14 protein-coding genes are annotated in these 13,078 nt (G+C 55.2%); 9 read left to right on the top strand and 5 right to left on the bottom strand.

What is annotated here, in order from left to right; genetic code table 11:
* Positions 1 to 11 precede the first annotated feature (11 nt).
* Positions 12 to 434 (top strand): hypothetical protein, encoded by a 423-nt coding sequence (locus ABWQ00_RS02995; protein ID WP_353237175.1) that lies wholly within the window; start codon positions 12 to 14, stop codon positions 432 to 434.
* Between the two features lie 194 nt (positions 435 to 628).
* Complete coding sequence (locus ABWQ00_RS02990) at positions 629 to 2,020, top strand: MFS transporter (protein WP_353237174.1); 1,392 nt, start codon at positions 629 to 631, stop codon at positions 2,018 to 2,020.
* Here the strand turns inward: ABWQ00_RS02990 and ABWQ00_RS02985 are convergent.
* Positions 2,017 to 3,132: an NAD(P)H-binding protein gene (locus ABWQ00_RS02985; protein WP_353237173.1), complete on the bottom strand. Its 1,116-nt coding sequence runs from the start codon at positions 3,130 to 3,132 to the stop codon at positions 2,017 to 2,019. The genes ABWQ00_RS02990 and ABWQ00_RS02985 overlap by 4 nt on opposite strands.
* 221 nt (positions 3,133 to 3,353) lie before the next feature.
* Between ABWQ00_RS02985 and ABWQ00_RS02980 the strand changes: the two genes are divergently transcribed.
* From ABWQ00_RS02980 to ABWQ00_RS02970, 3 genes are read left to right on the top strand one after another with little or no spacing between them, the layout of a single operon-like run.
* On the top strand, positions 3,354 to 4,358 hold the full coding sequence (locus ABWQ00_RS02980) for a Bug family tripartite tricarboxylate transporter substrate binding protein (RefSeq protein ID WP_353237172.1): 1,005 nt from the start codon (positions 3,354 to 3,356) through the stop codon (positions 4,356 to 4,358).
* A gap of 12 nt (positions 4,359 to 4,370) precedes the next feature.
* Positions 4,371 to 5,345, top strand: coding sequence for a D-2-hydroxyacid dehydrogenase family protein (locus ABWQ00_RS02975; protein ID WP_353237171.1), 975 nt, complete (start codon positions 4,371 to 4,373; stop codon positions 5,343 to 5,345).
* Between the two features lie 28 nt (positions 5,346 to 5,373).
* The gene (locus ABWQ00_RS02970; RefSeq protein ID WP_353237170.1) at positions 5,374 to 6,219 is read left to right on the top strand and encodes an SDR family NAD(P)-dependent oxidoreductase; all 846 of its coding nucleotides are present in this window, start codon (positions 5,374 to 5,376) and stop codon (positions 6,217 to 6,219) included.
* Positions 6,220 to 6,292: 73 nt separating this feature from the next.
* Here the strand turns inward: ABWQ00_RS02970 and ABWQ00_RS02965 are convergent, their stop codons facing one another.
* The 4 genes from ABWQ00_RS02965 to ABWQ00_RS02950 form a co-directional block, all read right to left on the bottom strand.
* On the bottom strand, positions 6,293 to 6,727 hold the full coding sequence (locus ABWQ00_RS02965) for a hypothetical protein (RefSeq protein WP_353237169.1): 435 nt from the start codon (positions 6,725 to 6,727) through the stop codon (positions 6,293 to 6,295).
* Between the two features lie 81 nt (positions 6,728 to 6,808).
* Complete coding sequence (locus ABWQ00_RS02960) at positions 6,809 to 7,429, bottom strand: histidine phosphatase family protein (RefSeq protein WP_353237168.1); 621 nt, start codon at positions 7,427 to 7,429, stop codon at positions 6,809 to 6,811.
* A 24-nt stretch (positions 7,430 to 7,453) separates the two neighbouring features.
* Positions 7,454 to 7,750, bottom strand: a complete 297-nt coding sequence (locus ABWQ00_RS02955) for an alpha/beta fold hydrolase (RefSeq protein WP_353237167.1) — start codon at positions 7,748 to 7,750, stop codon at positions 7,454 to 7,456.
* A 251-nt stretch (positions 7,751 to 8,001) separates the two neighbouring features.
* Positions 8,002 to 9,123, bottom strand: a complete 1,122-nt coding sequence (locus ABWQ00_RS02950; RefSeq protein WP_353237166.1) for a VWA domain-containing protein — start codon at positions 9,121 to 9,123, stop codon at positions 8,002 to 8,004.
* 62 nt (positions 9,124 to 9,185) lie between these two features.
* Between ABWQ00_RS02950 and ABWQ00_RS02945 the strand changes: the two genes are divergently transcribed.
* From ABWQ00_RS02945 to ABWQ00_RS02930, 4 genes are read left to right on the top strand one after another with little or no spacing between them, the layout of a single operon-like run.
* Positions 9,186 to 10,124 (top strand): S1C family serine protease, encoded by a 939-nt coding sequence (locus ABWQ00_RS02945; protein ID WP_353237165.1) that lies wholly within the window; start codon positions 9,186 to 9,188, stop codon positions 10,122 to 10,124.
* 17 nt (positions 10,125 to 10,141) lie between these two features.
* Complete coding sequence (locus tag ABWQ00_RS02940; RefSeq protein WP_502908059.1) at positions 10,142 to 11,179, top strand: AAA family ATPase; 1,038 nt, start codon at positions 10,142 to 10,144, stop codon at positions 11,177 to 11,179.
* Complete coding sequence (locus tag ABWQ00_RS02935; protein WP_353237164.1) at positions 11,169 to 12,062, top strand: DUF58 domain-containing protein; 894 nt, start codon at positions 11,169 to 11,171, stop codon at positions 12,060 to 12,062. Before ABWQ00_RS02940 ends, ABWQ00_RS02935 begins: the two co-directional genes overlap by 11 nt.
* Positions 12,055 to 13,056 (top strand): VWA domain-containing protein, encoded by a 1,002-nt coding sequence (locus tag ABWQ00_RS02930; RefSeq protein WP_353237163.1) that lies wholly within the window; start codon positions 12,055 to 12,057, stop codon positions 13,054 to 13,056. The genes ABWQ00_RS02935 and ABWQ00_RS02930 overlap by 8 nt, the downstream gene beginning before the upstream one ends.
* Positions 13,057 to 13,078 lie beyond the last annotated feature (22 nt).

Raw genomic sequence — 13,078 nt, 5'->3', positions numbered from 1 at the left:
ATAGAAAGTAGATGCAACCGAGACCCGCTTATGTAGCGCTGCAACCATCCCAAAGGCTCGGTGGCTCAAAACCTATGCAGCATTTTAAAAAGTATCAAAGTCATCCCCCTTGCCAAATATTGTTAATTTTGTTAATTTTTGATCTGGCTTTCACCCTCGGAACTTCCATGAAAAAATTCACTGCTTTGCTGTCTGTTGCCCTCATGACTTTGAGCGCCCCCTCTTTTGCTGCCACGTGTGAAGCACAGGCTGCAGAGAAAAAACTGGCAGGCGCTGCTAAAAACAGTTTTGTGCAAAAGTGCGAAAAAGACGCTGCAGCGGCCTTGGCCACCGCCACCACCACGTGTGAAGCACAGGCCGCTGAGAAAAAGCTGGCAGGTGCAGCCAAAAACAGTTTCACCAAAAAATGCATCAAGGATGCGACTGGCGGCTGATTTTCTCGGATGCACACGGGCTGATGCGAGGAATCAGATCTACACCAGGCAACGGACACTTTCAGGCCCGTGGCTGATGGTTGAATTCCGGCATACTTTGCAACTCTTTGATCCTCGCAACAACCGCTTCTGCGATGGCGGACCCCCAAAACCATTAACTGGTTTTTAATGACCCGCCCATTTCAAACACTTTGATGAGCCAGCCGCAGACCTCAGCCCCTGTTCCTCAGCCTGCTGCCGATACAGCACAACGCCGCTTGATTCAGGTGCTGTTTGTAGGCGTCTTCATGGCGGCGCTCGATTCGGCCATCGTGGGGCCGGTTCTGCCTGCGTTGCGTGAAGCCTTTGGCATCGACAACCGCACAGCCGGACTGCTCACGACTGTTTTTTCGCTGAGTTCTTTGTGCAGCACGGCGCTGATGGCTTACTTCAGCGACCGCCATGGCCGTCGACCGGTGTATCTGATCAGTGTGGCGCTTTTCGCCATCGGCTCTGTGTGCATCGCCGCTGCACCCGACTTTGACATGCTGCTGGTGGGCCGTGCCATCCAGGGCATCGGCGCAGGCGGCATAGCGCCAGTGGCCAGTGCCGTGATTGGTGATGTGTTCACCGCGGAGCGAAGGGGCCGTATTTTGGGCTTGATTGGTGCTACTCACGGCATGGCTTTTGTGCTTGGGCCACCACTGGCGACCCTGCTCACTTCAACGCTGGGCTGGCGCTGGCTGTTCTTGGTGAACATACCCGTCGCTCTGCTCGTGTTGTGGTGGGGCGCCCGCAGCTTGCCCAATCAGCGCAACAGCTCGGCCCCTGGGCACATTGACTTGGCAGGCATCGTCTGTACCTTGTTGTTTTTGCTGTGCTTGGTGCTGGGCATTTCGCGCCTGGCGGATTCGGCCACCGGGCTGCTGCTGTGGCCTGGTTTTTTAGCTGCCAGTGGGGCACTGCTGGGTGCATTGGTCGTCATTGAAAAACGACAGGCGCACCCCCTGATTCCCATTGACCTGTTGGCAAACCGGCAACTGGCTTGTGCTTATGTGCTGACGCTGGGGGTGGGGTTTTCCATGGGCGGCATTGTCTTTTTGACCTCCATCGCCACGCTGGCCTATGGGGTCAGCGTTGAATCCGCAGGGCTGGCACTGCTGCCTTTGGTGCTGTGCTCCATGGTGGGTTCTATGGCGGCCGGGCGCTTGCTGAACCGGCTGGGCGCTCGAAGCCTGGTGATCTTTGGCTTCACGCTGCTGACGCTGGGCTACCTGCAAAGCGCAGTGCCGCAGACCGGGTTGACCGCGTTTTTGATCGCATCTGTATTGATCGGGATTGGCGTGGGTGTGGTGGTCAGTGGTGCGCTGCGCTCCATTGCGATGGATGAAGCACCGCCTACCCAGCGCGGCACCGCACAGGGCCTGATCACGATTTTGAATGCCGTAGGCACGCTGTTGGCGGTGACCTGCATCAGCGCCATGGCCGACTTTGAAGGTGGCGAGCTGACCGGCTTTAGCCACGCTTACCTGGCCCTGGCCTTGAGCATGCTTTTGATGCTGTGGGTGGCGTTTGGGCTGAAAAAGAAGTCAGCCGAGCCGGCTTAAAAAACGGCGTGTTCGCCTCGATCGGGCGCGCCCTCCCCTTTGACCCAACGGGCATAGGCATCGAACAGCGTTTGTGAACCGTGGGAGGGTGTGGCTTGGGCATCGTAGCGCTGCGCCTGAGTGTCCCACACCAACATGGATTCGGTGGCGTAATACAGCCCAATGCGGGCCAGCTCGGCCTTTTCGGCAGCTGCTGGAATGAGCTTTCCTATCACGCTCAAAACGCCCACGATGACATCCAACAGGCCCACCGGAACGCGCTTGAAACGAGGCGGCTTTCCCAACAATGCAAACAATTGCTCGCCCTGCGCCAGTGGCGTGATGGCAGGCCCCGGCCCACCGATGGGCAAGATCTGGTTGTGCCGCGACACATCATGAAGGCACCCCACCAAAAAATCCGCCAAATCGTCGTCGCTGATGGGTTTGCAGGCGGTCAACTGCCCGTCCCCAAACATCAAAAACGGTTTGCCTTTTTTGACACGGTCGAGCTGGCCCGACAGCGATTTGAAAAAAGCCGTGGGGCGCACGATGGAATAAGTCAGGCCCGATTCGATCAAGGTTTTTTCAAAGGCCAGCTTGGCATGCTGAAACGCCAACAAGGGCTTTTGCACGCAGATGGCCGACAGTTGAACAAAATGTTTCACCCCCGTAGCTTGTGCTGCTTGCAGCGCCCACACATGGGCTTGGTGATCGACCCGCCAAGCGTCTTGGGGTGAGCCCATGCGCGAGGCCATGCAAGAGACCACCGCATCAAAACGGGCGTGCGCCAAATCCGCTTGCTTCCAAAAATCCTCTTCGGTCGCATTGCCCCACATGATCGTGGCCCCAGCCAGACGTTCTGACAGCCCTGTATCGGCTTGCGTTGAACCCACGCCTTGGCGGGGCCTGACCAGACAAACCACCTCGTGGCCACGCCGCAGCAACGCACGTGCAGTGGCCATACCGATGGTGCCCGTCGCCCCGAGCAACAGCACACGCTTGCCATCCCTTGATTCCCAATCCGTCTCTGGAGGTGTGGTGCTGTCTGGGCAAGACAAAGGGCTGGAAAGCATATTGGTGGTCACGCCGGGAATTCCCAAAATATTCAAAAATTCAATGTTACTGTGATTCACTTTCACCCTCCTTGGCCGCTCTGAGGCGCGATATCGAGTCGCCCCATGTGCGCAAGGAAGTGCCCTGAAAATCGGCCGCTTCAGTTATTCCATCAAGTGGAAATGAGGGGGATGACGCAAGGAAATGTGTGCCATAGACTTGGACTGGATAGGCAGACAAAGCAGCACCTGTCAGCGTGCGTAAAAAACCCACAGGCCCTCACTTCGACGGAGACAAACACATGATGTCCTTTTTCAAAAAAAGCCCTGCTTGGCGTCACTGGACCCTGATCATGGCGGTGGGCACGATCGGCGGCTCAGGCGCACTGGCACAAGCCCAAACCTCTGCTGATTTCCCCAACAAACCCGTGCGCATCGTCGTGCCTTTTGCGCCGGGTGGTCCGACCGATTTGATGGCGCGCGCCATCAGCAAAAGCATGGCCTCAACCTTGGGCCAGCCGGTCATCATTGACAACAAACCCGGTGGTGGTGGTGTCATCGGCTTCAGCGAAGTTGCACGCCAGCCGGCCGATGGTCACACGCTGATGTTTCCGTCAATCTTGGCAGTGACCAACCCGGCGTTGATGCCGAACTACCCCTTCGACATCGCACGCGATTTCAGCGCAGTCACCGTGGTGGGTTTTATTCCTCATGCGCTGGTGGTACGGCCGAATTTTCCGGCCAAGAATTTGGCGGAGCTGGTCGCCATGGCCAAAGCCAAACCCAATGACATGGCTTACGGCTCTTCGGGCAATGGCACGTCCGCACACTTGGCGGGGGCCATGTTTGCCTCGCGGGCGGATATACGCGTGACGCATGTGCCCTACCGCGGGGCTGCTCCCGCGCTGCAAGATTTGCTCGGCGGTCAGATTCAATACATGTTTCTCGACATGAGTTCGGCATTGAGTTTGATCCAGTCTGGCAAGTTGCGTGCGCTGGCCGTTGCACCGGCACGCCGATTCCAGGGCTTGCCCGACGTCCCGACTTTGGCTGAGCAGGGCTATCCGGGTTTTGATATTCGCGCTTGGTACGGTTTGTTGGTACGCAGTGGCACCCCGACAGCCACGATTGAGCGCTTGAATGCAGAGGTCAAAACCGCGCTGGACAGTCGCGAGGTGCGCGAACTGTTCAAGGCACAAGGCATCGAACCAGGAGGCATGCCCTCAGCCGAGTTCCAGCAACTGATCAGGACCGACTTGGTACAGTGGAAGCGCACGATCGAGCAACTGGGCATCAAGCTCGAATAAGACGGCAGCACCATGCGCCCATTACGCATTGCCATTCCCGACGACTATCAAAACTGCGTTCGCAGCTTGGCTTGCTTCTCCAAGCTGGCCGCGCATCAGGTGACGGTTTTCAACGACACGGTCCATCACCTTGACGCGCTGGCAGAACGCCTGCAAAACTTTGATGCGCTGGTGTTAACGCGTGAGCGCACCGCCATCAGCGCAGCCTTGCTGGAGCGCTTGCCGCAGCTGCGCGTCATCAGCCAGACCGGCAAGGTGGCCGAGCACATTGACATCGCAGCTTGCACTCAACGCGGCGTGGCCGTAATGGACGGGCGCGGCTCGGGTGCGGCCACGGCGGAGCTGACTTGGGCCTTGGTGTTGGCCAGTCGCCGTTACTTGGTGGACGAAGTCCGTCGTTTGCAGCTGGGCCAATGGCAAGGCCATTTGGGCCAACAACTCAGCGGCCAACGCCTGGGCGTCTGGGGCTACGGCCGCATTGGCAGACAGATCGCTAAATATGGTCGGGCCTTTGGCATGCAAGTCTGGATCTGGAGCCGAGAGGCTTCGCTGGTCGACGCCCGCGCCGATGGATTTGAAGTCGCACCATCGCGGGAGGCCTTTTTTGCCGACAGCCATGTGCTCAGTCTTCATATCCGTCTGAACGCGCAAACTCGCGGACTTGTGACCGCGGCCGATCTCGCACGCATGCGCTCCGATGCCTTGTTCGTCAACACCAGCCGCGCCGAGTTGGTGGCCGAAGGCGCGCTGTTGGCTGCTTTAGAACAAGGCCATCCGGGCTTTGCTGCAGTGGATGTGTATGAGGCCGAGCCAATATTGACTGCACAGCACCCACTGGTGCGGCACCCCAGAGCGCTTTGCACGCCGCATATCGGCTATGTGGAACGCGACAACTACGAGCTTTATTTCGGCACTGCCTTTGATAACCTGAATGCCTTTGCGTCAGGTCAAGCCCAGAATTTGGTCAATCCTGAGGTTCTGAGATGACCACCACCCTCCAACCCATTCATCAGCCATGAAAACACCCCCAAATTCCAGCCCAGTTGTTGTCGTGACCGGAGGCGCTCGCGGTATTGGCCTAGAGATTTGCAACAGCTTCCTCCAACGCGGTTACCGAGTGGCGGCCCTGGACAAAGACAAGGAAACGCTGACCAAGGCACAAGCGCATTTCAACAACCCCGACTTCCTGGCCATTCACTGCGATGTGTCCAAGCCCGCCCAAGTGTCACGCGCTGTCGCGCGAATTGAGAAAAAGTTCGGCCGCATCGATTCACTCGTCAACAACGCGGGCGTCGCCATTTTCAAACCCATCTTGGAAGTGACTTGGCAAGATTGGCGGTACATCATGGTCACCAATTTGGACGGTGCCTTTTGGTGTACGCAGGCTTGTGCCAAGCTCATGCTCAAAAACGGGGGCGGCAGTGTCGTCAACATCGCTTCGATCTCGGGCCTGAGGGCCAGCACCCTGCGGGTGGCCTACGGCACCAGCAAAGCGGCCATCATCCACCTGACCAAACAACAAGCCGCAGAATTGGGGGATGCTGGCATTCGCGTGAACTGTGTCGCGCCAGGGCCCGTGGCCACTGAAATGGCCAAGTTGGTCCACAGCAAGGCCATCATCAAGGACTACCACGACACCATCCCTATGAACCGATATGGCAGCACAGAAGAAATCGCCAACGCAGTGGCCTTTTTGTGCAGCCCTGAGGCCAGCTACATCAATGGTCAAACCATCGCGGTAGACGGTGGGTTTGATGCCGCAGGTGTTGGCTTGCCCACTTTGCGCAAAAGTCGGCAAAGCGCATCCCCGTTGATGCCGAAGTCGAAGCCAAAGTCGAAGCAAAAGCCAAAGTCAATTTGATCAGTGGCGTCGATTTGAAGGGGTGCTTTGACGTGCGGCCGCCAGAAAATCACCCACTTAACGCCAGCCCACTTCAGCGGGTGATCATCACGATCTGATCTGCAGGAACGCTGATTTCCAATTCAACCAATTCACCACCGGTCTGGAGCTTTGGAAAGCCCAAGCCTGCCACATTGAAGCGTCCGGGCTTGGCTGCAGGGACAGGGCCTTTGGACGCAACGCCATCGCCACGTGTTAAGGCTTTGTTGCCGTCGCACACGGACAAAAGAGCCGCTTCAGTCAACTCCACCGCCCGAACCTGAGTCAAGTCAGATTTATTCCTGACCGGCAAGATGCGTCCCGCGCCATCCAAAAGGCGAACGGTTTGAAATTGTGGTGCCCAGCCTGCAGCGTCCATGCGCCCGGCCGTGATGCAGGTCGATGCCTGAACACCATTTGACAAAAGACATGCCAGTGCGGCAGTCCAAAGAAACGGCTTGGCTTGGCATTGGATGGAGAGAAGGTTCATCAGAATTTCCGATCAAAAAAAGATGTGAATCATCCCTTGTGGATGCCTGTTGCATCCAGTCTGGGGCTTGAGCAATAAGGCTCAATAAAATTTAATTTTCCCGAGCACCCTCGGCTTGTCTCCGGGTTGGAAGACTGCGGCCTCACCTTCCTCCAGGAAAATTCTTGCTTCAGAAAGACCCAAGTCACTGCTGAGCACACCTTGGGTGAACGTGACACCATGCCCGACGTACACATTGTTTTTGCCGGATGGGACTTTGTTGAAAAAGCCCTTTGTCGGGATCGATCGCAATGCTCTGTCTAAGTCTGGCTTGAACACGCCGGGCCGAACCACCAACCAATCCGTCGACGAGAATTTGTCAAAAGCCAATTTGGCTGTTTCTTCACACCGACAAAAACTACTGGCGTAAACCTCTCCAATGGGAATGTTGAGTTCTTTGATCCGCTGGCCTATGCGCCTGCTTTGCTCCCGGCCCTCATCGTTGAGCTGTCGCGAACCCGAAGAACAGTCATGGGGCCTTTCCGTGGGCGGATTGAACTTGACGGGGTCCTTGCCAGGCGTGATGGCATGCCTGAAAAAAATGTTCAAACCGCCTTGCTGCAATTTCTCAATCAAGAGTTGATCTTGCGCGTGCGAAAAACTCGTCGAAAGCAACAGGATCCATCCCAGCAAGCCCCAAATTTTTCTATGAAAAAAATGCATGTCTCAAAAAATGAATGATGGATTTTATTTTTGAAGCCAAGCCAAAATTGTCTTCGTGACCGCCTGCGGTTGCTCTCGATGCAAAAAATGACCCGCTTGATCGATCAGTTGAAAGTCATATTCTCCCGTGAAATACTGAGATTGATCCAGCATCAACTCTGCACGCAGATCCTGGGCACCGCACAAAGCGAGTGTGGGCACGCCAATGGGACGCGCCATTTTGATCCTCAAATCAGCATGCTCTGGATTGGTTTTTTCAGGGTCAAACATCGCGCGGTAGTAGCCTAAGGTGGCGGTGAGAACACCGGGTTGAGACAACATGTTTTGATGCTTCGGATGTGCGCTTCGTCTTGGAATCCCTCAACCATCCAGTATGCCCACAGGTAATCCATCAAGGCCATGTCATTTTGCAAGAGGGCTTTTTCAGGCAAATCTTTCAGCTGAAAAAACCACCAATGGAATGAGCGATGGATGTGCTTGGCTTCCAGAATACTGAGCCCGACCTTTTCGGGGTGAGGAACAGCCATCAGAACAGCTCGCTTGAACAATTCGGGATAAGCAGCCTGAACGGATCACGCCTTGTTTGGAGACTGGGCATGGCGAAATATTTTCATCGGACCCGGATCACCCATGCGAAACCAAATGGCCGACAAAACAAGGGCCAGCACCACCATGAGCAAGGCAGCGCCTGAAAGCAGTGCCGTGATTTCTGTGTCTCTTTTTTCCAAAGTGAATTGATTCGACAAGTGCTGATAAACTTTTTTCAAGTCATCCGCAGATCCCGCTTTGAAGTACTCGGCCTCTGTGATCTTGGCGACGGCTTTGAGTGATTCTTCATCGACTTGGGTAAAAAACGACGAGCCCTCAAAGCCTGGGATGAAACCGTTGGGGGTTCCAAATCCAACGGTGTAAACACGAACACCCAAGTCCGCTGCTTTTTGGGCCGCCCACAAGGGGTCGGGGCCCGCGGTTCTGCGGCCATCCGACAACAAGACAATCGCCCCACCTTTGAAGGAGCCAGGGGGCTCAGGCGCTCGCTCTTTTTCAGGTGGCTTGGCATCCAAACTACGGGCACTGTTGTTCTGGCCGCCCCCGGCATCACCACCGAAACCAGTGGGGCTTGAGGGAAAGAGAATTTTTTCCAAATCCAACTTGGCCTCCGGCCGAAGTGTGGCCAAAGCCATCAGCAAACCACTGCCCGTTGCGGTGCCTCTTTGCAATTGAAAACGGTCAATGGCTTCGACCAACTCCTCCCGTTGAGGGGTCACGTGCTGCACAACTTGCGCGTTGGCAGCAAAAGACACGATGCCGACGCGAATATGGGGGGGTAAATCTTGTAAAAAATCTTTGGCCGCCTTTTGCGCCGCTTTGATGCGACTGGGGTCCACATCTTCTGCGAGCATGCTGCGAGAGACGTCCATGGCCATGATGAGGGTCATGTAATCGGCTGGCAAGGTGACCCGCGCCACGGGTCTGGCAGATGCGAACAACAGCAGCCCCATGGCCACAAACAACAACGCTGGCGGAACATGGCGTCGCCATGCGGATGGTGTTTCGATGTTTTGCAAAATCCATGAGACAGCTGAAAAAGAAACCGCCTGTTGCCGTTTTCGCCTCAAAAGCCAAACATACACGCCTGCCATCAGTGGCATCAGCAAAAAAGACCAAAGCATGAAGGGCTGTAAGAATTGCATCTCTATCAGGGTTTAAGCCAGTTTCGCCAATTTACCATTGACGCTTATGCTGTGGGTTATTTATGAAACGAGATGCCGTTTTCAGCAAAAGTCTCCGTCCACGGGGAACTGGATCGCTTGCGTCCGAGTTGAATCATCCAACACCTGACCCATTGGAATCCCCATCCGCATCGAAATCACCCCAAAAACAATACCTTGATACCCAAAAAATCAAAAATCGATCCAATTATTTGGCTGTCTTTTTGTTGGGTGTTCTGGTCAGCTTGTTGTGTGTGGGGCTTTTTTCGAACGCCTTTGAAAGCCGACAGGTCCTGACGCAAAAAGACATTGATGCGGCAGTTTTGCACACGCTTCAATCCAAAGAATTACCTTCTCAAAGCAGCAAAGCAGCCGCTGCCGTTCAAGGCGCCGTGGTCCGTGTTCTGGCTTTTGCCCCAGATCCCAAAAACAAAAATGCCGAGATTGAGAGCGGCGTAGGCACTGGGGTCGTCATCAAAGACGATGGCACGATACTGACCAACTTTCATGTGGTTGCCGGCGCCAAAAAACTGCGTGTCACTTTTTTCGATGGCACTGAAACCGAGGCGATGGTGGTCGGTGTCCAGGCGGACAAAGATTTGGCCGTATTGAAGCCGCAAAGAATTCCAGACGATTTAGAGGCGGCCATTTTGGGCTCCAGTCAACAACTGGTGCCCGGTGATCTCGTGGTTGCAGTCGGCTTTCCCTATGGGATCGGTCCCTCGGTGTCATCGGGTGTGGTGTCTGGCTTGAATCGGCACTTCAAATCACCCGATGGTCAACACATGCTCAAAGGATTGATTCAATTTGACGCAGCAGCCAATCCAGGCAACTCAGGCGGACCCTTGGTCAACACGTCTGGCGAGGTGATTGGCATTGTCACGGCCATCTTGAACCCTACATCGGCGCGCACATTCATTGGGATTGGCTTTGCCACCACCATTGAAAGTGCCGGCAGCGCTGTGGGCCTGCCACCTTTTTGAAACTCAAAGGAACTCATATGGCAAATGCAACTGAGGCTTGGCGCGGTGCCCATCGGTCCACGCACAACACAGACCCTGAGAAAGCTGCGGCCCTGATGCAGCGCTTGTTGTACGAGGTCAAAAGGGTGGTGGTCGGACAAGACGTTTTTTTGGAGCGCGTCCTGATTGCTTTGTTGGCTCAAGGGCATCTGCTCATTGAAGGTGTTCCAGGTCTCGCCAAAACACTGACCGTCAACACATTGGCCAAATCACTCAATGGCAGTTTCAGTCGGATCCAATTTACCCCGGATTTGCTGCCTGCTGATTTGATCGGCACACGCATCTTCAACCAACAGACCAGCGAATTCAGCACCGTGCTGGGTCCCGTCTTTGCTAATCTGTTGTTGGCCGATGAAATCAACCGAGCGCCCGCCAAAGTTCAAAGCGCCTTGCTCGAAGTGATGCAGGAGCGGCAAGTCACGATCGCAGGACAAACGCACCGTGTTCCATCGCCATTTTTGGTCATGGCGACCCAAAATCCGATCGAAACTGAAGGGACCTATCCACTGCCAGAAGCCCAAGTTGACCGCTTCATGATGAAGGTGCTGATTGACTATCCGAACGAGGACGAAGAATTTGTCATCGTTCAAAGGGTCATTGCCGGTGGCGCTAAAGCGTCGGGCGTCGTGAGCCTTGAAGAGCTCCAATCGCTGCAAACACAGTGCCGTCACTGCTATGTGGACCCCAGCCTGGTTCACTATGCGGTCAAACTCGTGTCGGCAACGCGCTTGCCCGAACAATACGGCCTCGGATCGATCAAGGGATTGATCAGCTTTGGTGCCAGTCCCCGGGCCAGCATCGGACTGATCGAAGGTGCACGCGCATTGGCACTGCTTCGCGGTCGTGATTACGCCTTGCCCCAAGACGTGGCCGATTTGGTCCCCGATGTTCTGAGGCATCGCCTGGTTTTATCCTATACCGCATTGGCCGAAGGCAAGACTGCGGACACTTTGATTCAGGATGTGATGCGCGCCGTGCCGATGCCCGACCAGCCTCTGGAAGCGCATGTCCGCTGAGGCCTTACTCCAACATTTGGAGTGGACGGTCATCCGGCGGCTGGACGGCTTGCTCCAAGGCGATCACAGAACATTGTTCAGAGGATCAGGTTTGGAATTAGCGGACCTGCGCGAGTACCAAGCCCATGACGATGTGAGGCACATCGACTGGAATGTGACGGCTCGCATGCAAACACCCTTTGTGCGAGAGCATCAAGAGGATCGAGAAATCCATGCATGGTTCTTGTTGGACTTGAGCGGCTCCATGGACTTTGGCAGCACCGATGTCAGCAAGCGTGATGTGATGCTGCGCTTCGTGGGCGTGATGGCCAAACTGCTCATGAAACGCGGCAATCGAATCGGTGCCTTGGTATTGAACCCTGCGGAACCTGAAGGCTACAAGTACATTCCTGCACGCATGCACAGACGGCACTTGTTGCATTTGTTGCATGTCTTGGAGACATCACCCGTCACCCAACAATCCCATCAAACCCGATTGACGGATTGGCTGCGAAAAGCCAATGGCTTATTGAAACGCAGGTCTAGCGTGTTTGTTGTCTCTGACTTCATGGGGGATTTCAACTGGTCGAACGAGCTGAGCGCACTGGGCCAACGGCACGAAACGGTGGCCGTGCGTTTGTTCGACCCCGCAGAAATCAATCTGCCCAACGCAGGCTTGGTGCTGCTGAAAGACTCAGAAACTTCAGAACAATTGCTGCTGGATACCACCAACAAAAGCTTCAGAACCCATTATGCCCAAACGGTTGGAAAGAGGGAGCAGCAACTGGCGGACTCGTTTGCACACGCAGGTGTCGATGCATTGGAATTGTCAACCGACGAGGATTTGGCAAGTGCGTTGATTCGCTTCTCTGAATTGAGAAAACGGAGAGTTTGGCGTGCCTGATTTCAGCTCGATTTATTTTTTGTGGCCCTTGATGCTGTGGTCAAGCGCACTGGTCCCTGCGCTTGCGCTTGTTTACTCGCTGAAAACGCGCAAGGGGCCTCCCCTCGTTCTGGGCTTGGGTTTGTTGCTGCTGTGCATTTCATTGGCAAGGCCACAAACGGTGCTGATGACCCCAGTGCGTGATGCGACAGTGATGCTGGTCATGGACACATCTGGCAGCATGCGCGCCAAGGATCTTCAACCATCACGCATCGAAGTGGCACAGAAAGCTGCTCAGCAATTCATTGAAGACAAGCCGCGCAGATTGCGCGTGGGCTTGGTGACCGTGGCGGGTACTGCGGCTCTGGCACAAGCGCCGACCGAAGACCGCGATGCTTTGTTGAAAGCGATCGATTACTTGCCGCTGCAATATGGCTCGGCCTTGGGGACCGGCATCTTGGTCTCGCTAGAAGCACTGCTGCCTGGTGCCGGCATTGATGCGCAAAAGATCATCAACGAATCTGCGGAGACCGGTGGCGCGAAAAACCAAACCCAATCAGGCCAGTCCTTAGACGATAAAAAAGCAGCCGCCCATGCGGCAAGCCCATCGACAGGTCAGGGTCGACAGATGGCCATCGTTTTGATGAGCGATGGCCAAAGTAACATGGGGCCAGAGCTGCAGCAAATGGCGGATTTGGCCGCCACACACCAAGTCAAAATCTACACCGTGGGCATCGGTACCACCGAAGGCGATGTGGTGCAAATGCAAGGCCGCAGCATGCGTGTCAAGTTAGAAGATGAGGCACTCAAAAAAGTTTCAGCCATCACACAAGGCGAGTATTTCAAAGCCGACAGTGCCCAAGCCTTGAAGAGCATTTACAACAAGTTAGGCCATCGACTTCGGTTTGAAAAACGCGCCATGAGTGAGATCACGGCGCATCTGTCGATTTTGGGTCTACTCCTTGTGTTGGCAAGCGTGGGGCGCAGCTTTGTCAGGATGGGAAAAATCATATGAGTCCGTTGGTTGATCGTGATCG

Source organism: Limnohabitans sp. (genome assembly GCF_040400975.1).
Taxonomy (GTDB): domain Bacteria; phylum Pseudomonadota; class Gammaproteobacteria; order Burkholderiales; family Burkholderiaceae_C; genus Limnohabitans_A.
Note: the sequence above shows the minus strand (reverse complement) of the source record. Positions and strands in the feature narration are given on the sequence as shown.

What these genes read in the sequence shown, in the direction of transcription:
- ABWQ00_RS02975 (WP_353237171.1), top strand. Translation starts at nt 4,371, where the DNA reads ATGCGCCCATTACGCATTGCCATTCCCGACGACTATCAAAACTGCGTT.
- ABWQ00_RS02955 (WP_353237167.1), bottom strand. Translation starts at nt 7,750, where the DNA reads ATGTTGTCTCAACCCGGTGTTCTCACCGCCACCTTAGGCTACTACCGC.
- ABWQ00_RS02965 (WP_353237169.1), bottom strand. Translation starts at nt 6,727, where the DNA reads ATGAACCTTCTCTCCATCCAATGCCAAGCCAAGCCGTTTCTTTGGACT.
- ABWQ00_RS02935 (WP_353237164.1), top strand. Translation starts at nt 11,169, where the DNA reads ATGTCCGCTGAGGCCTTACTCCAACATTTGGAGTGGACGGTCATCCGG.
- ABWQ00_RS02970 (WP_353237170.1), top strand. Translation starts at nt 5,374, where the DNA reads ATGAAAACACCCCCAAATTCCAGCCCAGTTGTTGTCGTGACCGGAGGC.
- ABWQ00_RS02995 (WP_353237175.1), top strand. Translation starts at nt 12, where the DNA reads ATGCAACCGAGACCCGCTTATGTAGCGCTGCAACCATCCCAAAGGCTC.
- ABWQ00_RS02940 (WP_502908059.1), top strand. Translation starts at nt 10,142, where the DNA reads ATGGCAAATGCAACTGAGGCTTGGCGCGGTGCCCATCGGTCCACGCAC.
- ABWQ00_RS02950 (WP_353237166.1), bottom strand. Translation starts at nt 9,123, where the DNA reads ATGCAATTCTTACAGCCCTTCATGCTTTGGTCTTTTTTGCTGATGCCA.
- ABWQ00_RS02990 (WP_353237174.1), top strand. Translation starts at nt 629, where the DNA reads ATGAGCCAGCCGCAGACCTCAGCCCCTGTTCCTCAGCCTGCTGCCGAT.
- ABWQ00_RS02945 (WP_353237165.1), top strand. Translation starts at nt 9,186, where the DNA reads ATGAAACGAGATGCCGTTTTCAGCAAAAGTCTCCGTCCACGGGGAACT.
- ABWQ00_RS02980 (WP_353237172.1), top strand. Translation starts at nt 3,354, where the DNA reads ATGATGTCCTTTTTCAAAAAAAGCCCTGCTTGGCGTCACTGGACCCTG.
- ABWQ00_RS02960 (WP_353237168.1), bottom strand. Translation starts at nt 7,429, where the DNA reads ATGCATTTTTTTCATAGAAAAATTTGGGGCTTGCTGGGATGGATCCTG.